Source organism: Lutibacter oricola, assembly GCF_900106565.1.
GTDB lineage: Bacteria > Bacteroidota > Bacteroidia > Flavobacteriales > Flavobacteriaceae > Lutibacter > Lutibacter oricola.
The window spans coordinates 61515-82856 of record NZ_FNNJ01000008.1; the positions used below are offsets into that span (position 1 = coordinate 61515).

18 protein-coding genes are annotated in these 21342 nt (G+C 31.7%); 6 read left to right on the plus strand and 12 right to left on the minus strand.

Features of this window, described 5'->3' with window-relative positions:
• The first annotated feature begins 51 nt into the window (after nucleotides 1-51).
• Together BLU40_RS13295 and BLU40_RS13300 are read left to right on the plus strand one after the other, a co-directional pair.
• Entirely contained in the window at nucleotides 52-1503 is a 1452-nt protein-coding gene (locus tag BLU40_RS13295; RefSeq protein WP_090124462.1) for a sulfatase-like hydrolase/transferase, read from the plus strand.
• A 35-nt stretch (nucleotides 1504-1538) separates the two neighbouring features.
• Nucleotides 1539-3527 carry a right-handed parallel beta-helix repeat-containing protein gene (locus BLU40_RS13300; RefSeq protein ID WP_090124464.1) on the plus strand — a complete coding sequence of 663 codons (1989 nt, stop codon included), beginning with the start codon at nucleotides 1539-1541 and terminating at the stop codon, nucleotides 3525-3527.
• Between the two features lie 100 nt (nucleotides 3528-3627).
• Here the strand turns inward: BLU40_RS13300 and scpA are convergent, their stop codons facing one another.
• The 9 genes from scpA to BLU40_RS13345 form a co-directional block, all read right to left on the minus strand.
• Entirely contained in the window at nucleotides 3628-5760 is a 2133-nt protein-coding gene (scpA, locus tag BLU40_RS13305) for a methylmalonyl-CoA mutase (protein ID WP_090124467.1), read from the minus strand.
• A gap of 5 nt (nucleotides 5761-5765) precedes the next feature.
• Complete coding sequence (locus BLU40_RS13310) at nucleotides 5766-7556, minus strand: methylmalonyl-CoA mutase family protein (RefSeq protein ID WP_090124470.1); 1791 nt, start codon at nucleotides 7554-7556, stop codon at nucleotides 5766-5768.
• A gap of 77 nt (nucleotides 7557-7633) precedes the next feature.
• Nucleotides 7634-8923: an acetyl-CoA hydrolase/transferase family protein gene (locus BLU40_RS13315; RefSeq protein ID WP_090124473.1), complete on the minus strand. Its 1290-nt coding sequence runs from the start codon at nucleotides 8921-8923 to the stop codon at nucleotides 7634-7636.
• Between the two features lie 37 nt (nucleotides 8924-8960).
• On the minus strand, nucleotides 8961-10283 hold the full coding sequence (locus BLU40_RS13320; protein ID WP_090124476.1) for a sodium ion-translocating decarboxylase subunit beta: 1323 nt from the start codon (nucleotides 10281-10283) through the stop codon (nucleotides 8961-8963).
• A 61-nt stretch (nucleotides 10284-10344) separates the two neighbouring features.
• Nucleotides 10345-10764: a biotin/lipoyl-containing protein gene (locus tag BLU40_RS13325; protein WP_090124479.1), complete on the minus strand. Its 420-nt coding sequence runs from the start codon at nucleotides 10762-10764 to the stop codon at nucleotides 10345-10347.
• A gap of 2 nt (nucleotides 10765-10766) precedes the next feature.
• Nucleotides 10767-11129, minus strand: coding sequence for an OadG family transporter subunit (locus tag BLU40_RS13330; RefSeq protein ID WP_090124482.1), 363 nt, complete (start codon nucleotides 11127-11129; stop codon nucleotides 10767-10769).
• The gene (locus tag BLU40_RS13335; RefSeq protein WP_090124485.1) at nucleotides 11129-12688 is read right to left on the minus strand and encodes an acyl-CoA carboxylase subunit beta; all 1560 of its coding nucleotides are present in this window, start codon (nucleotides 12686-12688) and stop codon (nucleotides 11129-11131) included. The genes BLU40_RS13330 and BLU40_RS13335 overlap by 1 nt, the downstream gene beginning before the upstream one ends.
• Before the next feature lie 43 nt (nucleotides 12689-12731).
• Nucleotides 12732-13133 carry a methylmalonyl-CoA epimerase gene (gene mce, locus BLU40_RS13340; protein WP_090124488.1) on the minus strand — a complete coding sequence of 134 codons (402 nt, stop codon included), beginning with the start codon at nucleotides 13131-13133 and terminating at the stop codon, nucleotides 12732-12734.
• A 244-nt stretch (nucleotides 13134-13377) separates the two neighbouring features.
• Complete coding sequence (locus BLU40_RS13345; protein ID WP_090124492.1) at nucleotides 13378-14334, minus strand: NAD-dependent epimerase/dehydratase family protein; 957 nt, start codon at nucleotides 14332-14334, stop codon at nucleotides 13378-13380.
• 140 nt (nucleotides 14335-14474) lie between these two features.
• On the opposite strand from BLU40_RS13345, the gene BLU40_RS13350 reads away from it, so the two are divergent.
• Nucleotides 14475-15098 (plus strand): hypothetical protein, encoded by a 624-nt coding sequence (locus tag BLU40_RS13350; RefSeq protein ID WP_090124495.1) that lies wholly within the window; start codon nucleotides 14475-14477, stop codon nucleotides 15096-15098.
• Nucleotides 15095-15619, plus strand: a complete 525-nt coding sequence (locus BLU40_RS13355; RefSeq protein WP_090124498.1) for a nuclear transport factor 2 family protein — start codon at nucleotides 15095-15097, stop codon at nucleotides 15617-15619. The genes BLU40_RS13350 and BLU40_RS13355 overlap by 4 nt, the downstream gene beginning before the upstream one ends.
• Here BLU40_RS13355 and BLU40_RS13360 read toward each other — a convergent pair.
• Nucleotides 15616-15972, minus strand: a complete 357-nt coding sequence (locus BLU40_RS13360; RefSeq protein ID WP_090124501.1) for a toxin-antitoxin system YwqK family antitoxin — start codon at nucleotides 15970-15972, stop codon at nucleotides 15616-15618. The genes BLU40_RS13355 and BLU40_RS13360 overlap by 4 nt on opposite strands.
• A gap of 91 nt (nucleotides 15973-16063) precedes the next feature.
• Entirely contained in the window at nucleotides 16064-16534 is a 471-nt protein-coding gene (locus BLU40_RS13365; protein ID WP_090124504.1) for a regulatory protein RecX, read from the minus strand.
• 58 nt (nucleotides 16535-16592) lie between these two features.
• Here BLU40_RS13365 and BLU40_RS13370 point away from each other — a divergent pair, with 58 nt between their 5' ends.
• Together BLU40_RS13370 and BLU40_RS13375 are read left to right on the plus strand one after the other, a co-directional pair.
• Nucleotides 16593-17075 (plus strand): LVIVD repeat-containing protein, encoded by a 483-nt coding sequence (locus BLU40_RS13370; RefSeq protein WP_139170969.1) that lies wholly within the window; start codon nucleotides 16593-16595, stop codon nucleotides 17073-17075.
• Between the two features lie 3 nt (nucleotides 17076-17078).
• On the plus strand, nucleotides 17079-17822 hold the full coding sequence (locus tag BLU40_RS13375) for an LVIVD repeat-containing protein (RefSeq protein WP_090124510.1): 744 nt from the start codon (nucleotides 17079-17081) through the stop codon (nucleotides 17820-17822).
• A gap of 64 nt (nucleotides 17823-17886) precedes the next feature.
• Here BLU40_RS13375 and BLU40_RS13380 read toward each other — a convergent pair whose 3' ends face one another.
• A complete protein-coding gene (locus BLU40_RS13380) occupies nucleotides 17887-21336 on the minus strand; it encodes an efflux RND transporter permease subunit (protein ID WP_090124513.1) in 3450 nt (1149 codons plus the stop codon).
• Nucleotides 21337-21342: the final 6 nt, after the last annotated feature.

A 21342-nucleotide genomic window follows, 5' to 3' on the forward strand; every position in this document is an offset into this window, starting at 1 on the left:
TATATTGAAAAAACTAAATTTTAAAATGAAATTATTAATACCATTTGAATAATGAAAATCTTTAAACTTACAATTCTATTATTACTACAATTCTTTTTGACTTATGGTCAACAAGAGAAAAAACCAAACATCATTTTTTTGATGATAGATGATTGCAGCGCTGTTGAATTCTCTTGTTATGCAACATCAAAACACCCTTCTGGAAATAAAACTCCAGTAATTGATGCTTTGGCTAAAGAAGGTGTGCAATTTACTACATGTTGGGCATCTCCATTGTGTATGCCAGCAAGAGCCATGTTAATGTCCGGTAAATACGGTTCAAAAACAGGGGTATTTGGCAATAAGTTGAGTAACCATAATCCAAATTTTGCAAAAAAACATAAACCAATGTCTAAAGTTTTAAAAGATGAAGGATATGAAACAGCTATTTCAGGAAAATGGCATTTACCTGGTAATGCAGGGCAAGAAGAGTATGGATTCGATGAATATTCCCTATTAGGAGGCTATTTTAATCCTTTTGAAAGTAAAGTAGTTTGGGATGGGCTTTGGTTTTCTTGGTCTAAACCTTCTGAAACTTTTAAGGATAAGGCAATAATAGGAAGTGAAAAAGGACAATATCCTGCACTCTATTGGAACGGATGTGTAATAAATAATGGTGAATTACAACCTAGTAATGCTAACACTTTTGCGCCAGATATTTGTCAAAAATTTGCATTAGATTTTATTAAAAAAGAACGAGATAAACCTTTCTTTTTATATTATCCAATGGTTTTACCACACGATCCTTGGTTTGAAACGCCGATTGGAAGTAATACTAATAAAAGATCTAAACCTGGTTTTAGTTCTCAAATTAAGCGATTGGAATATTACGTAGATGAGTTAGTACAAACATTAAAAGATGCAAATGTTTATGATAATACAATTATATTTTTTACTGCAGATAATGCAACCTTAGCCAATGGAAAAGGATCTTGTTCAGAACTTGGAGTTCGGGTGCCGCTTATTGTTTTTGGAGGTGCACTTAAAAATAAAGGAGTAAGTGATGTAATGGTTGATTTTACCGATATGTATCCAACAGTTTTGGAAGTTGGAGGAATTGATACATCAGGCATAAAAGAATTAGATGGTGTAAGTTTTAAACCTGTTCTTGAAAACAAACCGTTTAAGGAAAAACCTTATGTATTTAGCTTTTTAGACTTGGAACGTACCGTTAGAACAAAAAATTATATGATGGATGGTCACGGGGGTATATGGAAATGTGCAACATCTGGAAATTTATTAGATTATATTCCTTTGGAGGAAAGTAAAAAAACTCAACAAATTAGGATAGAACTCACCCAGATTATCGAGTCTTTTAAACTACCATCTATTGAAATGTTTGGCGAAGAGAGAATTGAAAAAGCTCGTGGTAACTATAATTGGCCTTCTTTTCATTCAGCCACTTTAGCAGCCTATAAAAATGGTGATAATTGGATGTTTAATAAACGAAGATTAAGAGAATAATAGCTAAGGTAGTCAAGTAAATAAAAAAAGAAACTATGAGATTAACTCCAATTTATACTTTATTAATTTTTTCACTACTAGTATTTACAGTTTCAAGCTGTAAAGAAACTAATAATATGCAATATAATGTTAGCATAAAAGGAAGCGATGCTAATGATGGTTCCGTTGATTCACCATTTAAATCAATAAAACGAGCTATAATTGAAACAAGAAAAAACAATGGAGAGAAAACTATTCTTATTCATCCTGGAAAATACTATGATGTAAATATAAAATTGACTGATAAAGATAATGGCTTAGTTATAAAAGCTGGGAGTGAAGAAGCACCTACTTTATTTGGAGGTGTTAAATTAACAGATTTTAAAACTGAGGATAAATTTATTTATGCTGAAGTGCTCAATACAAGAAATAGAGAATGGGATTTTAGAATAATTCAAGTTAATGGTGATTATAAAGAAAGAGCTCGATTTCCAGAAAAAGGTGCGTTTACTCATTTAAATGTTTTTGATGTAAAATGGTTGTCTTCTGAAGCTGGTGGCTGGGAAAGAAAACCAACGCAAATAGAAAAAACAACACTAAAATATATTCCTGAAGATTTAAATCCTCAAATAGATGTCAATAATGCTGAATTAACTATTTATCACGAATGGGACGAAACACTTGTTGGACTTAAAGGTCATGATAAGGAGAATAATATCCTAAAATTTGACAATGAAAGTCAGCATCCTCCAGGAGCTTTTGCAAAAAGAAATAAAAATGCACAAACTTATGTGGTTTGGAATACCAAAGAAGGTATGCTAAAACCTGGGCAGTGGTATTTAGATAGAACTCGTGAACGATTGTATTATTGGCCTGAAGAAGGTGAAGATGTGTCTAATATTGAAGTAGTTGTGCCAAAACATCAAAATATAATTTTTTTAGAACCCAACACAAAAAATATAACTATTGAAGGTTTAAATTTATCTTCTACAACAACAAAGTTGATTACTGGTGGTTATGGGGCAAATCGTTTTGAAGGAGCAATTAGCGGAAAAAAGGTTAGTAATATTTCACTCAAAAAATTAATTATAAAAAATGTAGGTGGCTGGGGAATTCGACTTAATGGAAACAACATTTCAGTAGAAGAAAGTGAAATATATAACTGTGGTGCCGGTGCTATTTCATTTAGAGCTAATAATTTTAGAATTAAAAACAACAAATTACACGATATTGGTTTAGTGTATATGAGCGCTGTTGGAATTATTGGAGGCGGAAATAACAATACTATTTCTTACAATGAAATTTACAATATGCCATATTGTGGAATAAACGGATTAGGTAATAATTCATTAGTCGAAGGCAATGTAATTCATAATATAAAAACCTTTATGCAAGATGGAGGAGCTATTTATATGTTTGGTCATAAAAACACAATTGTAAAAGATAATGTTGTTCTATCTAAATTAGAATCAGGAATAAAGGTTTATGCATATTATCTTGATGAAGGTTGCGAAAACTGTGTTGTAAAAAATAATCTATCCTATAACGCAGCAGTTCCTGTTCAAGCACATATGACGCGTAAATGCACTTATAAAAACAATGTTTTCCTTGATAAAGGATTACAATCTATTGCTTATGCAAATTCGTCAGATATGGTATTTGAAAAGAATATTTTAGTTGCAGATTCTATCATTTTTAAAGGACCTACAAATACTTCACCTCAACACATTAAAGGTGAATTAGGAAAAGTTATGAAAGGCTATTCCTCTGCTATTGGAATTATCTCTTGGAAAAATAATATTTTCAATAGTGATTCAAAAAGCATAAGATTAAGACAATTAGCACAATATGATGCAGTTGTAGAAGATGAGTTAACTCCAATTGAAGGAACTATTTTTTCAAATGTTGAACTAAAAGGAATTGAAACAGGTCAATTAAACTTAACAATAGATTCAATAGTAAAATTACAAGGAATTCAACTTAAAGATTTTTCTAAAGCAGGTTATAGAACAAACCTAACGGAGCTAATAAATTATTACTATTAAAATTATTTTATACCATTTCTAGATGTTAAGAATTACAATAGAAAACAAAAAGCCCAAACAATTAAATGTTTGGGCTTTTAATATAGTTGAAATTTAAAGCTTATTCTTGCTCTAAATATTTCTCCATAATTGTAATCGCTGATTCTGAAATAACAGTACCAGGACCAAATACTGCAGCTACTTTTCTTTCGAATAAGTAATCGTAGTCTTGGGCTGGAATAACTCCACCTGCAAATACCATAATATCAGGTCTACCTAAACTTGCTAATTCTTCAATTAATTGAGGAATTAATGTTTTGTGACCAGCAGCTAAACTAGATGCACCAATAAAGTGAACATCGTTTTCAATAGCTTGTTTTGCAACTTCTTCAGGAGTTTGGAATAATGATCCCATATCTACATCAAAACCTAAATCAGCGAAACTAGATGCAACAACTTTTGCACCTCTATCGTGACCATCTTGACCCATTTTTGCAATCATAACTCTTGGTCTTCTACCTTCAATTTCTGCAAATTTATCAGCTAATTGCTGTGCTTTTGCAAACGTACTATCGTTATCTACTTCTTTACCGTACACGCCACTTATTAATTTAGTATCCGCTTTATGTCTTCCAAAATGAACTTCTAAAGCATCAGAAATTTCACCTAAAGTAGCAAAATTTTCAGCAGCTTCAACAGCAAGTTCTAATAAGTTACCTTCAGCACCACCAGCACAGTCTTCTAATGCTTTTAGTTTTGCAGCAACTACTTCTGAATTACGTTCAGCTTTTAATTTATTTAAACGCTCAATTTGAGAATCTCTAACAACTGTATTATCAACCTCTAAAATTTCAATATTAGATTCTTCTTCAGTTTGGAATTTGTTTACTCCAACTAAAATATCTTGACCAGAATCTAAACGAGCTTGTTTACGAGCAGAAGCTTCTTCAATACGCATTTTTGGAACTCCAGTTTCAATAGCTTTTGCCATTCCACCAAGTTCTTCAACTTCCTCAATTAATTTCCAAGCTTTTTTAGCAATCTCTTGTGTTAAGTACTCCACATAGTAAGAACCAGCCCAAGGATCAACCGCTTTGGTCATTTGAGTTTCATCTTGAATAAAGATTTGCGTATTACGTGCAATACGTGCAGAGAAATCTGTAGGTAAAGCAATAGCTTCATCCAATGCATTTGTATGTAAAGATTGAGTTCCTCCTAAACCAGCAGCCATTGCTTCAATACAAGTACGTGCTACGTTGTTGAAAGGATCTTGCTCACTTAAACTCCATCCAGAAGTTTGACTATGCGTACGCAATGCCATTGACTTTGGATTTTTTGGGTTGAAAGACTTAATGATTTTTGCCCAAAGCATACGTGCAGCACGCATTTTTGCAATTTCCATAAAGTGATTCATACCAACCGCCCAGAAGAATGATAAACGAGGAGCAAACTCATCAATTTTTAAACCAGATTTTAATCCAGTTCTAATGTACTCCATACCATCTGCTAATGTATAAGCCAATTCAATATCTGCAGTTGCACCAGCTTCTTGCATATGGTAACCAGAGATAGAAATTGAGTTAAACTTAGGCATATTTTGAGTGGTATAATCAAAAATATCTCCAATAATTTTCATTGAAGGTGCTGGTGGGTAAATGTAAGTGTTACGCACCATAAATTCCTTTAAAATATCATTCTGAATTGTTCCAGAAAGTTTGTCTAAAGAAACACCTTGTTTTCTTGCAGCAGCAATATAAAAGGCCATAATTGGTAATACAGCACCGTTCATTGTCATAGAAACAGACATTTTATCTAATGGAATTTGATCGAACAAAATTTCCATATCTAAAATAGAATCTATGGCAACACCGGCTTTACCAACATCACCAGTTACACGTGGGTGATCAGAATCGTATCCACGGTGTGTAGCTAAATCAAAAGCAACTGAAAGTCCTTTTTGACCAGCAGCTAAATTTCTTCTGTAAAAAGCATTTGACTCTTCTGCAGTTGAGAAACCTGCATATTGACGAACCGTCCAAGGACGCATAGCGTACATTGCGCTATAAGGACCTCTTAAAAATGGAGGTACACCAGCAGCGTAACCTAAATGTTCTGCTTCTGAAATATCTTCTTTTGCAAATTGTTTTTTTACAGGGATTCCTTCAGGAGTATTCCAAACGTCTTGATTCTCTGAAGTTGCAGCTGTTTGTTTAACAGCTGAATTTAATTTTATATCTGAAAAATCTGGTTTCATACTTCTTAAGATTTTAAGGTTTTTTGAACTTTTTCCTGAATAGCAGAAAGTGTAACAAGAACGTCAGTTCTCATATTTACAACACCATCTAAACCAGCTTCAGTTAATTCATCCATATTTTTTGGAGCACCAGCTAATAACAATACTTTGTTTTTAGCAATAGCTCTAAATGCTTTTATAAAGTCAACAGCGCTTTCATCATAATCTTGATCTGAACTACAGATAACAACAATATGTGAATCTGATTTTGCACTTTCTGTAGCAGCTGCTTCAGCACTGTCAAAACTTTCTTCTTGGTGAACGTCAAAACCGCTAACACCAATAAAGTCGTAAGCAAAGGCCGCTCTAGCTTTACGCATATTTAAGTTTCCAAAACTAGCTAACTGTACAATTGGACGTACATTAGTTTCTGCTACTAATTCTTCAGTAACTCTACGCATAGCTTCAATTTCTAAAGATGCTCTTCTTGGAGTTAATACTTTAGAATTATCTGCTCCACCTGTTGAAAGAATGTCTGTTGCAACAGTTTCCATTAGGTTAGGGTATTTGTTAATACCTACCATTGGAGTTCTACGTTGGCTAATTAATTTTAATTTTTTCAAACGAATTTCAGCAATTTGAGCTTGAATTGTTTCGTTTTCAAAAGCAGTAAAGAATCCTCCGGCAGCTTCAATAGCTTGGAATAATTCTAATGCTTTTTCTGCAATTTTTGAAGAAACTTCTTCAACATAGTAAGATCCATCAACTGGATTTGATACCTTACCAAAGTAAGATTCTTCTTTTAAAATTGTAGTAATATTACCAGCAATTCTACTTGAAAAATCTGAAGAATCTTTAAATTCTTTATCGTAAGCATCAATTAAAACACCATCTACATTTCCTAAAATTGCAGACATTGCTTCAGTTGTACAACGTAATAAGTTAGTTTCAGCATCAGTAACTGATTTACTCCAAATTGAAGTTTTTGCAGTAACAGTATTTGCAACTTCAGCAACTCCGTATTTGGCAGCAACTTCAGCTAATAAACTGTTGAATGCTCTAAATTTTCCAATTTCAACAAAGTATTCTAAACCAATTGCTAGTTTAAAGTTTAAGTTGTTAAATATTGTTTGTGCTTCAACACCTTTTTCTGAAAGTTTTTCAATTAAGAAAACTAAAGAGTTTAATGTATAAGCAATTTCTTGAACTTGGTTTGCACCTGAATCTAAATATTCAGTTCCAGAAACTGTGATTGCTTTAAAGTTTGGATAATTAGCAGTTAATTTTACTAATTCTGCAGCAGCTTCAACTTGACTAGCATCAAAAGAACCAGTTGTTACATAGTTAGAAATAATACCTGTATTAATGTATCCTTTTAAATCTGAATCTTTTGCAAAAGCAACTAAATCTGTGGCAAATGCAACAGCATTAGAAGCAATCTCAAATGAAACAGTAATTTCGTTTAAATCTATTCCGTTTAAAAGTTCAGCAACAGCAACATTTCCTTCTATAGTGAAAATGATTCCGTTCATTCCTTCTTCAACAGCTTTTATAGCTAGTTTGTTACCGCTTTCAGCAGTTGCAACAGCAACGTTACGATAATTCACTAAAGATTGTGAATTTTCTCCAGTATTTTTAAGCTGCGTGATTTTATTTTCTGTATTGTAGCAAGGTTGAATATTGATACCAGTAAGGTTTTTCCAAACTAGTTTTTTATCAAAATCAGCTCCTTTTAAATCGGCGGTCACTCTTTCCATCCACTGTTCAGTAGAAACTGAAGGGAATTCAGAAAAAAGTGCTTTATTTTTATCGCTCATTATAGTGTGAATTTATTTAATAATAAAAATTTAGAGTCCTAAAATTACAAAATTTAAGGACTCTAAACTCAGTAATTTTATTTAACCATTAAACTACTTCCAAATCTTTCGAAGATAGCTTTGTCTAGTTCTTCTCTTGCATCAGGGTGAGCAACATCTCTTAAAGCAATAGCTCTTTGTTTTAAGCTTCTACCAAATAACTCAGCCACACCAAATTCTGTAGCAACAAAACGAGCGTGAGCACGTGTAGTTACAACACCAGCACCTGGTTTTAATGTTGGAGTAATTTTAGAAACACCTTTAGCAGTTTGTGAAGTAATAGCACAAATTGGTTTTCCTCCTGGAGATAAAGCAGCTCCACGCATAAAGTCCATTTGACCACCAACACCAGAGAACATTCTTGTACCAATTGAATCTGCACAAATTTGACCAGTTAAATCTACTTCAATTGCAGAGTTAATAGCTGTTACTTTTGGATTTTGACGAATTACAGATGTATCATTTACATAAGCAATATCTCTCATTTCGATTTCTGGATTGTCATCCATAAAGTCGTATAAACGACGAGTACCCATAGCAAAACCAGATACAATTTTGTAAGGGTTTACTTTCTTTTGAGATCCGTTTACAATTCCTTTTTCTACTAAATCAACAATTCCTTCAGCAAACATTTCTGTATGAACACCTAAGTTTTTGTGGTTATGTAAGAAAGTTAAAACTGCATTTGGAATTCCTCCAATACCCATTTGAAGCGTTGCTCCATCATCAATAATTTCAGCAATATTTTTACCAATAGCGCTTTCAGTTTCTGATGGTTTAACAAATTTCATTTCGTAAATTTCTTCTTCTATTTCAACACAAGCATCAAAGTTATTGATGTTAATTTGTGCATCACCAAAAGTACGAGGCATTAATGGGTTAATTTGAGCAATAACTTTTTTACCTTGCTCAATACCTGCAAGTACAATATCTACAGAAACTCCTAATGAACAAAAACCGTGTTTGTCTGGTGGAGAAACGTTTACCATAACTACATCTAAGTCCATATATCCTTCACGGAAAAGTGTTGGAATATCACTTAAAAAGATTGGAATGTAATCTGCAGTGTCACCTATGTTTTTACGAATGTTTCCTCCAATAAAAAATGCATTTGTATGGAAGCTATCTCTATATTCTGGAGCAGTATAACCACTAGCACCTTCTGTATGTAAGTGTACTAATTCAACATTTCTTAATTCTGAAGCTCTAGCTACCATTGCATTAATTAATGCTTGAGGAGTTGCAGAACCACCTTGTATTAATACTCTATTTCCTGACTCAATTAATTTAACTGCCTCATCTGCAGTCATTGAATTTGGTATTTTCATTTTTATTATAATTTATTGTATTGTTTGTTTTATTTAACTAGCCTAAGAAACTTAAAATAATACCCGCTGCAATTGCAGAACCAATTACTCCAGAAACATTAGGAGCCATTGCGTGCATTAATAAGTAGTTACTTGGGTCTGATTTTAATCCTTCATGATGTACAACACGTGCACTATCTGGAACGGCAGATACACCTGCTGCACCAATAAGTGGATTAATTTTATTGTCTCCTTTTAAGAATCTATTCATAAACTTAGCGAATAATAATCCTCCACAAGTTGCAATTACGAATGATATTGCTCCTAAACCAAAAATTAATAATGAATCTTTTGTAATAAATATGTCTGCTTGTGTTGAAGCACCAACAGTAACACCTAACAAAATAGTTACAATATCAATTAATTTAGTTCTAGCAGTATCAGCTAATCTTTCAGTTCTTCCAGATTCTTTTAATAAGTTACCAAAGAATAACATACCTAATAATGGTAATGCACTAGGTGAAATGAATAATGTTAATAATAATGCAACCACAGGGAAAATCATTTTTTCCTTTTGAGAAACTGCTCTTGGTGGTTTCATTTTTATTTTTCTATCCTCTTTTGAAATTAATAACCTCATTAAAGGAGGTTGAATAACTGGTACTAATGCCATATAAGAATAAGCTGCAATAGCAATAGGTCCAATTAAGTTTTTAACAGTTGTTCCATCAGCTAATATATTAACACCATTTGCTAATTTAGATGATAAGAAAATCGCCGTAGGTCCATCAGCACCACCAATAATTCCAATTGCTCCAGCTTCAGGAAGACTGAAACCTAAGTATAAAGCTCCAATAAAAGTTGCAAATACACCAATTTGTGCAGCAGCTCCTAAAAGCATTAATTTAGGGTTTGCAATTAAAGATGAAAAATCTGTCATTGCACCAATTCCTAAGAAAATAAGGGGCGGATAAATACCTTTTACTACCCCAAAATATAGGTAATTTAAAACAGAACCAGCTTCATAAATACCTGTTTGGTTACCTGCTACAAAAGGAATGTTTCCTAATATAACCCCTGTTCCAATAGGAATTAACAATAATGGTTCGTAATCATATTTAATACCTAAGTAAATAAATACAATACCAATTATAATCATAATTAAATTTCCAGATGTAGTATTTGCAAACCCAGTATAACTATAAAATGTTTTTATTCCTTCAAATGCTCCGTTAAACATGCTACCACTATCAGCATCATCAACTTGCGTTGTTGTTGCTGCTGGGTTGCTTGTAGAGCTTCCATTTGTGCCTAATCCAAGTGCTGGTCTAATAAAAATCAGCAATGATAAAACACAAAATATTAATATTACTTTTTTCATTTTTTCTCTTTTAGAGAATTAGTTGAATTTCATTTTTGAAAAACAAATAACTCAGAAATTTCTATTCTAGTTCAATCATTAATTCGTCTTGAAGCACTTGTTGACCAACACTAATTTTAATGTCGGTAATTGTACCTGCTTTTTCACAAACAATGTTGTTTTCCATTTTCATTGCTTCTAAAACAAGCATTCTGTCACCAACTTTAAGTGTGTCACCAACTTTAACATCAAGTGATAAAACTACACCAGGAATTGGAGCAACAATTCTAGTTTTTTGAGACTTTGGATTAACTTTTAATGGTTCTGCAGGTCTTTTAGATGCTGCACGAACTAAAGTAGGAGTTTTAGTTTTCTTAATCTCCTCTTTCATTTTTACTGCATACATAGTACCATTAACCTCTAAGTTAATAATATTATCTTCGTGTGATTTTACATTAACTGTATAACCGTTTTCGTTTACTTTGAATTTATATGTTTTCATTTTTATCTAGGTCTATTTTGTGTTCCGTAAATTTTAGAACTCCATGGTGAATATGGTTTTTTAACTTGCTTTATTGTTAAAATTGCGCTTTCGTGATCGTGTTGTTGATCCATATACATATGAACCGCAGCACCAATAGCTGCTGCAATTTCTCCTGTGAAATCTTTATCAGCTTCAACTTTAATTTCGCTAATTTTTTTGTCTTTTCTTTTAGTAATAATTTTATATACATAAAGTAAAACCGGTAATCCGAAATTAAAGAATAATGCAAGCGTAACTAATGCACTAAAAACAATAAATAATCCTGTGAACAAAATAACGTATCCTTCGCTAATTTGGTCGGTAACTAAGGGTAGTACAGTCATTATAGTGGAATGTTTGAGTGTTTCTTAGGTGGATTTACTTCTTTTTTATTTTGAAGTAATTCTAGAGCTCTTACAATTCTAAAACGAGTATTTCTTGGTTCAATTACATCATCAATGAAACCGTATTTTGCAGCCTCATATGGGTTTGCAAATTTTTGAGTGTACTCATCTTCTTTTTTCTGGATAAACTCTTGTTTCTCTTCAGCATCTTCAATTTTTCTAATTTTAGATCCTTCTAATACTTCAACAGCTCCTTTAGCTCCCATTACAGCAATTTCTGCAGTTGGCCAAGCGTAGTTTACATCACCACGTAATTGTTTACAACTCATTACATCGTGAGCTCCACCATAAGATTTACGTAATGTAATAGTTACTTTAGGTACAGTAGCTTCACCATAAGCAAATAATAATTTTGCTCCGTGTAAAATAATTCCTCCGTATTCTTGACCTGTTCCTGGTAAGAATCCTGGTACATCAACAAGTGTTACAATTGGAATGTTGAATGCATCACAAAAACGTACAAAACGAGCTGCTTTTCTTGAAGCTTCAATATCTAATACACCAGCATAATATTTAGGTTGATTTGCTACAATACCTACTGGGTGACCGTTAAACCTAGCAAAACCAACAGATATGTTACGAGCATAGTTTCTATGAACTTCAGTAAACTCACCATTATCGGCAAGAATTGAAATTACATCAACAATATCGTAAGGTTGATTTGGGTTTTCAGGAATAATTTCATTTAAAGCATCTTCTAATCTATCAATAGGATCGTTACAAGTAATAACTGGAGCTTCTTCTAAATTATTAGATGGTAAATAACTTAATATTTTACGAACTAATAATAAGTTTTCTTCATCATTTTCTGCTAAGAAGTGAGAAACACCTGATCTAGTAGAGTGAATTTTTGCACCACCTAATTGCTCAGTTGTTACAACCTCACCCGTTACTGTTTGTACAACTTTTGGTCCTGTAACAAACATATAACTTGTTTCTTCAGTCATAATGGTGAAATCTGTTAATGCAGGAGAATAAACTGCACCACCAGCACAAGGTCCTAAAATTGAAGAAATTTGTGGAATTACACCAGAAGCCATAATATTACGTTGGAAAATTTCAGCATAACCAGCTAAAGATCTTACACCTTCTTGAATACGTGCACCACCTGAATCGTTTAATCCGATAACTGGCACTCCAATTTTCATTGCCATATCCATAACCTTACATATTTTTAATGCGTAAGTTTCAGATAATGAACCTCCAAACACTGTAAAGTCTTGAGCAAAAAGATAAACAATTCTTCCGTCAATAGTTCCGTGTCCAGTTACAACACCATCAGAAAGATAAATTTGTTTATCTAATCCAAATGATTTTGTTCTGTGAGTTACAAACATGTCAAACTCTTCAAAACTATCTTCGTCTAATAAAATATCAATACGTTCACGAGCTGTTAATTTTCCTTTAGCGTGTTGTGAGTCAATACGCTTTTCTCCACCACCTAATTTTGCTTTAGCTCTTTTTTCAATGAGCTCATTAATTTTTTCTTGATTTGCCATTTTATGTGCTTATCTGTTTTTAATAAATGTATTATTTAATATTTTATTTAGAACAAAGTTCTGTAAGTACTCCTTGAGTAGATTTTGGGTGAAGGAAACCAATGTTTAATCCCTCAGCACCTGGTCTAGATACTTTATCTACTAATCTAACACCTCTTTCTTCAGCAGTTTTTAAAGCTTCTGAAGCATCTGGTACAGCGAATGCAATGTGGTGTATTCCTTGTCCTTTTCTTTCAATATATTTCCCTATTGGTCCATCAGGAGAAGTACTTTCTAATAATTCGATTTTAGTGTCACCAACTTGAAAAAATGCAGTTTTTACTTTTTGGTCAGCAACCTCTTCAATACTGTAGCATTTCATTCCTAAAACACCTTCGTAATATTTAATTGATTCTTCTAAGTTTTCAACAGCAATTCCTATGTGTTCGATGTGTGAAATATTCATAATGTAGTTTTTATATGTGTTATTTTGTTTAACTAATTTATTGATACTACAAAATTAACCCAACCCTTATTTTAAAGATATGATGTTTATCATAAAACCCTGAAAACTACTAAAACGTTTTAGTGGTGGTAAGGGTTTGGATACAAGGTTTATATACCTTATTCAAGGTGTTAATTTATATGGGGATATTAAATTTAAAACAAAAAGACCTTACATTTTTTTGGTAAGGTCTTTTTAAAAATTATTAGAGTATTTTGTATTTTGAGTGAAGATTGTTTAACATTTTTTCACTCATTTTTACAATGTCATATTTATGGTTCCAGCCCCAATCTTTTCTTGCGCTAGAATCGTCTATGCTTTTTGGCCAGCTATCTGCAATAGATTGTCTAAAGTCTTCCTTATACTTAATTGTAAATTCTGGTACTATTTTTTTTATTTCTAATGCTAGTTCTTCTGGAGAAAAACTCATAGCCGATAAATTATAGGATGATCTAACTTTTATAGTTTCTGGTTCCGCATCCATAATTTGAATAGTGGCATCAATAGCATCATCCATATACATCATAGGTAATTTGGTTTCTTTTTTTAAAAAAGATTTGTATTTACCTATTAATAGTGCTTTATGGTAAATTTCAACAGCATAATCTGTTGTTCCTCCGCCAGGGTTTGCTTTCCAACTTATAATGCCTGGATAACGAATGCTTCTAACATCAACACCGTATTTGTTAAAGTAGTATTCGCACCAACGTTCACCTGTTTGCTTGCTAATACCATAAACCGTAGATGGTTCCATTATTGTTTCTTGAGGCGTATTTTCTTTAGGTGTTGTTGGTCCAAAAACAGCTATGGAACTTGGCCAAAATATTTTTTTAACTCTGCCTTCTTTTGCGAGATTTAAAACGTTAAACAAAGAATCCATATTTAACTCCCAAGCTTTTTCTGGAAATTTTTCTCCTGTTGCAGAAAGCATTGCGGCCATTAAATAAATCTCATTTATGGCGTACTTATCTACAATATTAGAAATGGAGTTATAATCCATTGCATTTATAAATTCGAATGGCCCTGATTTCATTAATTCTTTATTACCCTCTCTAATATCTGATGCAATTACAGAATTTTTGCCATTAATTTCACGCAATTTTAAGGTGAGCTCAGTTCCAATTTGTCCGCAGGCTCCAATTATTAAAATGCTTTTTTTCATTTATTAATAGTAGTTTTATCTAATTTCAAATATACAGAAATTTAATAATGACATAATATAGGTATTGTTTTTTATCAAATTTATATTTTTTTAGAACAACAGTTTATTTATTAGTATTTTTGACGGTAATTATTTTAAAAATGAAGTACCTATTTAGCCTTTTAATTATTGTTTTAGTTTTTTTAGTTTCGTGCAATAAGTCGCCTAAACTTAATGAAGTTTCTAAAACAAACGATACTATTGTAAATTCAGATAAAATTGTAAGTACAATTAGTACAACCTTAATTCCATCAGCAAAAAAAGCAATCGAAAATTGGAAGGAATATAAAGATCTTGATGAGTTTTTGTTGAAGTATTATAATATTTCGAAATTTGAAGCTTTAACAAATGCAAAAGAATTAACAGGGTTGGTAAAACTAATGAAAGATTCTATTAGAGTAGAGAATTTGAAAAGTTTAAATGTAAAGGCTAGAATTAATGTGCTTGAAAACCAAACTTTAAGACTTGCAGATATGGCATTAATCTCTTCAATATCTGACGAGGAAGTTACCAGTGAAGTACTTAAAATTGTTGAATTGTATGATGCCTTTAATTCAAAAATAAATACAATTTATAAGGCTGAAGAAATTCAAAAAGCATTAGAAATTGATACTGAAAGCCCAGTTCTTTTAGAAGAGGAAAAGGTAACGAAGAGAATTAATTCAACTAGAAAAAAAGCTCCTAAAGCTAAAATTCCATTAAAAAACAGAAAATCAATACAATGAAAAAGGTACTATATTTAATTCTTATAAGTTTTACGGTGTTAGTTGGTTGTAAGAATAACGAGAAAGCGGTTGTTGTAGATAAAGAAGTGGAAAAGGAAGTGATTTGCGATAAATTGGATAAATGGCACGAGAATGCAGCAAAAGCTGATTATGAAGCTTATTTTAATGGAATGACGACCGATGGTGTTTTTATAGGAACTGATGTAACCGAAAATTGGACAATTGATGAATTTAAATCCTTTAGCAAGCCTCATTTTGATAAAGGAAAAGCTTGGAGTTTTAAAGCTGTTGATAGAAATATATATATCTATGAAAACAATGAATTGGCCTGGTTTGATGAGGTTTTAGATACTTGGATGGGTGTTTGTAGAGGTTCAGGAGTTGTTAAAAAGGTAAATAGCCAATGGAAAATACAACACTATGTACTTTCATTGACTATTCCTAATGATAATATTAATAACGTAATTAAAATAAATAAAAAGAAAGACTCTCTATTTTTAAAGAAGTTTTTTATACACTAAAAGTCTATTACTTCTTTAGTATTAATTTTTTCGATGTTTGTTATTTTATTGTTGTCGTAAGTAACTTTTGTAATCTCATCTTTTTTATAGTACATCCAAGTTCCAACTTTTACACCTTTTTGGTAAAAAGCTACGCATTGCCTTGTTCCATCTTCATTGAAACTTTCCCAAGATCCGTGTAAAATTTTTCCATCATCAGTATAAAAACCGTGTTGCATTAATTCTCCACTATTATAATATAATTTAACTTCTAATAAGTCTCCTTTTTTTGCTGTAGTTTTTAACTTTGTGTTTTGAGCGTATGAGCTAATTGAGATAGCTAGAATTGCGAGTATAAAGGCTAATTTTTTCATGTTTTGATTGATTTTTTTGTTTGTTATTTCAAAGTTAAGATAACCTTAATTTAAAAATAATGATAAAAATCAGTCTTATAAAAGCTTAACATTAGAGTAGTTTGTTTAAGCAATTATTTATGATATCATTTTCGTAACCTTTAGATTTTAAATAGTTAAAAACCTTTACTCTTTTTTTATAGCTGTTGCTTTCTTTTACAAGGTTTATTTTTTTTGAAGCTAACATATCTAAGTTTTGGAGATATTGATTTTCGTTAATTTCTTTTAAGCCACTTTTAATATTGTAAGTTGAAATATTTTTAAACTTCAGCTCATTTACAATTTTAATTTTCCCCCATTTTTTTATAGAAAACTTGCCTCTAACAAAAGCTTTTGAAAACCGTTCTTCATTTAAAAAATTGTGCTCCATTAAGTGTAAAATAATGAGCTCTTTGGCTTCGGTAATCATATTTAAATTGTGCAGTTTTTGTTCAACTTCTTTATGACACCTTTCTTGGTATGCACAATATTTTTCTAACAACCTTGTTGCTTCGGTTACTGTATATGTTTTTGAATAGGGCATTTTTTTTGTAAATTCGAAATAAATAAAACTAATAAAAAATAAAAGTATGAAAATTGTTATGAAACAAGTGATTTTATTGATTGTTTATGTCTTATTAGTTAGTTGTTGGCCACCTGCTGATAATCCGCCTATTTATAGTATGTATGAGCCAGAAATAATGACTAGGTCTGATTTTGATAACTCAATAGTACTAAAAGAAGTTAAAGAAATTCAAGAGTCAGGTAAAATATATGTTATTGGAGATTTTTTATACATTAATGATAAAAATTCTGGGTTTCATATATTAAATAATAACAATCCAAAAACCCCATTTAAACAGAGTTTTATAGAAGCTCCTGGAGCAACAGATGTAGCAGTTAGGAATAATACACTTTATATAAATCAAGCAACCGACTTGGTTGTACTCACATTAAATAACAGTACTGGAGGTTTAAATGTAGAAAAAAGGCTGAAAAATGTTTTTCCGGTGATGATGTCTCCTGATGGATACTTTCCAAACATTGAGGATAATGAGGTTGTTGTTAATTGGAAATTAAAATAAGTTATGAAAAAGTTTATTACATATTTTAGTATAGTTGCAGTAGTTTTTTTTAGTTGTGATAATAATGATACAAGTAACGGAAATGTTTCTTCAAATGATGGGCAAGGAGGTTCTTTGGCAGTTTTTGCTCTAAAAGGTAATTATTTATATACGGTAGATTATCAAAATTTAAACGTGTTCAATATTCAAAATGAAAAAAGTCCAGTTAAAGTGAATACTATTAGCATTGGTTTTGATATCGAAACTTTATTTAGTTTTAAAGAATATTTATTTATAGGTTCACAAAGAGGGATGTTTATTTATGATGTTTCTAGCCCGGAATTACCTAAAAAAGTATCGGAATCAAATCATTTTACAGCTTGCGACCCTGTTGTTGCAAATGATGAGTACGCCTATGTTACATTGCATTCAAATACAAACTGTGGAGGTATGCAAAATGAATTGTTGACTTATGATATTGCCGATGTTTATAATCCAGAATTGTTAAATGTAAGAGAGTTAGATGGCCCGAAAGGATTAAGTTTATACAATAATTATTTGTTGGTTTGTGATAGTGATGTGAAAATATTTGATGTTTCCGATCCTACAAACTCTATATATGTTACTTCAATTCCAGTTACGTATTCGTTTGATATTATTGTTAGAGAAAATCATGTTTTTATTATTTCTGAGATAGGTATATATCAATATTTGTTAGATAATGACAATATTGAAGGGTACGAAAAATTAAGTGAGTTAATTTTTTAAAAATAAAAAAACAGCTCAAAAAACTATAAGTTTTTGAGCTGCTTACTATTTTATATTTTTTTAATTATTGCTTATTTCCTTTAATTCTATATTTTAATTTGTTAACTAAGTAAAAACATACTGGTACAATAACTAAAGTTAAGAATGTAGCAAAGGTTAAACCAAATATAACTGTCCAAGCCAATGGCCCCCAGAAAATAACATTATCTCCACCTACATAAATTTTAGGATCGAATTCGCTAAATAATGAGAAGAAATCTATATTTAATCCAATAGCTAGTGGTACTAAACCTAATACAGTTGTTATTGCCGTTAATAATACTGGTCGTAAACGAGATTTACCACCTTCAACAATTAAATTAAATACAATTTCATTTCTTAATTGGTATGTTGCTGGTAATCCCATAGATTCCTTTTTTCTACTCAATAATAATTCTGTATAATCTAGTAGTACTACACCATTGTTTACTACAATTCCGGCAAGTGAAATAATACCTACCATTGTCATCATTATTACAAAGTTCATTTGAAAAATAACTAGGCCAAATAATACACCTATAAAGCTTAAGAAAATAGCTAGCATTATAATTAAAGGCTTAGAAATTGAGTTGAATTGGAAAATTAATAACAATAAAATAAATCCTAGCCCAGTTGCAAGTGCTCCCATTAAGAAGTTCATATTGTCTTCTTGTTCTTCCATTTGCCCAGTAAATTGAAATCTTACATCATTAGGCAGTTCATCAAAACCTTTTAGTTCTGCTTTTACATTATTAACAACTTCGTTAGCGTTATAACCTGCTAATACACCAGAATATAATAATGCTACACGCTCTAAATCTATATGTTTAATAGCGCTAAATGAAGTAGTGTTTTCTTCTTTAACTAAAGCAGCAACTGGAATTTCTTTTATTTGTCCATCGACCATGTCTCTAAACGTAATCTTTTGGTTAAATAAAGAACTCTTATTGTATTTGTTTTCTTCGTTAAAACGAACATTTATGTCGTAATCTTCTCCATCTTCTTTGTATACTCCAGCTTTTGCACCAAATAAAGCTCTACGCATTTGCATACCAACTTGGCTTGCAGAAATATTTAACTCTCCTGCTTTTTCTCTGTCTACATTAACTTGAATTCCTGGTTTGTCTTTGTTTACATCTATTTTTAACTCTTCAACACCGGAGATTCCTTTTTTATTCAAGAAAATTCTCATTTTCTCGGCGGTCTGAATCAATTCATTATAGTCTTTACCAACTACTTCAATGTTAATAGGGTAACCAGCAGGCGGCCCATTGGCATCTTTTTCTACAGAGATTAATACCCCAGGATAGCCTTGAACAGCAGCTTGAACTTCTTTACGTAATTCCTCACTATCTTTTCCTCTTCTGTATTTAAATTCTCTAAGAGAAACGGTAATTTTACCTTTATGAGGCATTTCTGCTGAAGAACCACCATCGGTTTGCACATTTCCTGCTCCTTCACCAACTTGAGAAACTGCAGAATCTACCATATAGTTATAACCAGTGTTATCTACATAATTTTCTAGTACTACGTATACATCTTGTTCAATTTTTTTGGTAATTTCATTAGTTTTAGCAATGTCAGTTCCTTCCGGATACTCTATGTAAACTATAATTTGATTCGGTTTGTTGTCTGGGAAAAATTCAACTTTAGGTTGTGCAATTCCAACTACAATAAACGAAATAAATAATAAAGCAATAGTTCCAAATAAGAATACATATGGCATAAAACCACTTAAAGCAAATTTTAAAAATCTTCTATATCGAATTTCTAATTTTCTTAATATTACATTTTGAAAATAATCTGCAACTTTACTCAAAGCATATTTATAAACCCAAAGCATAATACTCATAAATACCATTAAGGTACCTAACGCTTTTATAGATCCTCCACTAATAAAAATTATTAGGCCTATAACAAATAAAATACCACTGTAAAGTATTAATTGTTTTACATTTATTTCATCCTTTTCACCTTCATCTATTTTCATAAAATGAGAGGTTAAAACAGAGTTAAAAAACACAGCAACAAATAAAGATGAGCCAAGTACTACTGAAAGTGTAATTGGTAAAATCATCATAAACTGTCCCATTACACCTGGCCAAAATCCTAGCGGGGCAAACGCAGCTACTGTTGTTGCAGTAGAAATAATGATAGGGAAAGCAATTTCACCAATACCTTTTTTAGCGGCTTCAGTTCTGCTCATTCCTTCTTCATCCATTAAGCGATATACGTTTTCTACAACTACAATACCATTATCTACCAGCATTCCTAGTCCCATTACCAATGCAAATAACACCATTGTGTTTAGGGTATAACCCATAAGGTTTAATATCATAAAAGACATAAACATTGACATTGGAATTGCAAAACCTACAAATAAGGCGTTCCTAAACCCTAAAAAGAAGGTTAATACACCAACCACTAAAAGAATACCAAAAATAATATTGTTTACTAGGTCGTTAACTTGATTTAGTGTTTTTTCAGATGAATCGTTAGCAATTTCAATACTTACATCTGGAGGAATAATATTGCCTTGTTTAACATTTGCTATTAATTCTTCAATTTGTTCAGCAGCACGAATCATGTTTTTTCCTGAACGTTTTTTAACCTCTAACATTACAACATTTTTACCTGTTGAACGTGCGTATGTTGTTTTTTCTTCTTCTTTGAATGAAACGTTAGCAATGTCTCTTAAATAAATTGCTCCATTTTCAGATTTTACTACAAAATCATATAATTCAATTGGTTTTTCAATTTCACCAATTACACGAATAGTTCTTCTTTGCCCGCTTGCAATTAAGTTACCTGCCGAAACTGTTACATTACCACCAGAAATAGAGTTTAAAACGTCATCAAAACTCACTTTTGCAGCCATCATTTTATAAATGTCTACAGCAACTTCAACTTCTTTTTCTTGTGCACCACGAATATCTGCTTCTTTAATTTGTGGGAAACGCTCAATTTCATCTTGCAAGTATTCTCCGTATTCTTTTAGCTTTTCAACAGGATAATCTCCTGAAATATTAATGTTAGAAATTGGAGTTTCTTCAGCAATATTTAAATCGAATACATCAGGTTCAATTTTAGCTTCGTTATAAGTTGGCCAGTCTTCACCAGCTTTTACGCCATCTACTTCATCTTTTACTTTTTGAAGAGCTTGTTCAACGGTAATACTTTCGTCAAATTCAACAGTAATTATTGAATAATCTTCTTGAGAGGTTGAAGTAACTTCAACAACATTTGAAATGTTTTCTACTTCTTCTTCAAGCGGATCTGTAATCAGGCGCTCAATATCTTCGGCTGTGTTACCGGGATATATTGAACTTATATATATTTTGGTTTCCTTAACTTCAGGGAAATCTTCACGAGGCATTCCGTAATAAGCAGATAGTCCAACAAATAGAAATATACCTACAATTACGTAAATAACTGTTCTGTTATCTATTGCCCATGATGATAAACCAAATTCTTTTTCTGTTTTGTTCTTTGCCATTGGTTT

What these genes read in the sequence shown, in the direction of transcription:
- BLU40_RS13360 (WP_090124501.1), bottom strand. Translation starts at nt 15,972, where the DNA reads ATGAAAAAATTAGCCTTTATACTCGCAATTCTAGCTATCTCAATTAGC.
- BLU40_RS13355 (WP_090124498.1), top strand. Translation starts at nt 15,095, where the DNA reads ATGAAAAAGGTACTATATTTAATTCTTATAAGTTTTACGGTGTTAGTT.
- BLU40_RS13335 (WP_090124485.1), bottom strand. Translation starts at nt 12,688, where the DNA reads ATGGCAAATCAAGAAAAAATTAATGAGCTCATTGAAAAAAGAGCTAAA.
- BLU40_RS13310 (WP_090124470.1), bottom strand. Translation starts at nt 7,556, where the DNA reads ATGAGCGATAAAAATAAAGCACTTTTTTCTGAATTCCCTTCAGTTTCT.
- BLU40_RS13330 (WP_090124482.1), bottom strand. Translation starts at nt 11,129, where the DNA reads ATGACTGTACTACCCTTAGTTACCGACCAAATTAGCGAAGGATACGTT.
- BLU40_RS13370 (WP_139170969.1), top strand. Translation starts at nt 16,593, where the DNA reads ATGAAACAAGTGATTTTATTGATTGTTTATGTCTTATTAGTTAGTTGT.
- BLU40_RS13315 (WP_090124473.1), bottom strand. Translation starts at nt 8,923, where the DNA reads ATGAAAATACCAAATTCAATGACTGCAGATGAGGCAGTTAAATTAATT.
- BLU40_RS13375 (WP_090124510.1), top strand. Translation starts at nt 17,079, where the DNA reads ATGAAAAAGTTTATTACATATTTTAGTATAGTTGCAGTAGTTTTTTTT.
- BLU40_RS13380 (WP_090124513.1), bottom strand. Translation starts at nt 21,336, where the DNA reads ATGGCAAAGAACAAAACAGAAAAAGAATTTGGTTTATCATCATGGGCA.
- scpA (WP_090124467.1), bottom strand. Translation starts at nt 5,760, where the DNA reads ATGAAACCAGATTTTTCAGATATAAAATTAAATTCAGCTGTTAAACAA.
- BLU40_RS13300 (WP_090124464.1), top strand. Translation starts at nt 1,539, where the DNA reads ATGAGATTAACTCCAATTTATACTTTATTAATTTTTTCACTACTAGTA.
- BLU40_RS13320 (WP_090124476.1), bottom strand. Translation starts at nt 10,283, where the DNA reads ATGAAAAAAGTAATATTAATATTTTGTGTTTTATCATTGCTGATTTTT.
- BLU40_RS13295 (WP_090124462.1), top strand. Translation starts at nt 52, where the DNA reads ATGAAAATCTTTAAACTTACAATTCTATTATTACTACAATTCTTTTTG.
- BLU40_RS13350 (WP_090124495.1), top strand. Translation starts at nt 14,475, where the DNA reads ATGAAGTACCTATTTAGCCTTTTAATTATTGTTTTAGTTTTTTTAGTT.
- BLU40_RS13365 (WP_090124504.1), bottom strand. Translation starts at nt 16,534, where the DNA reads ATGCCCTATTCAAAAACATATACAGTAACCGAAGCAACAAGGTTGTTA.
- BLU40_RS13325 (WP_090124479.1), bottom strand. Translation starts at nt 10,764, where the DNA reads ATGAAAACATATAAATTCAAAGTAAACGAAAACGGTTATACAGTTAAT.
- mce (WP_090124488.1), bottom strand. Translation starts at nt 13,133, where the DNA reads ATGAATATTTCACACATCGAACACATAGGAATTGCTGTTGAAAACTTA.
- BLU40_RS13345 (WP_090124492.1), bottom strand. Translation starts at nt 14,334, where the DNA reads ATGAAAAAAAGCATTTTAATAATTGGAGCCTGCGGACAAATTGGAACT.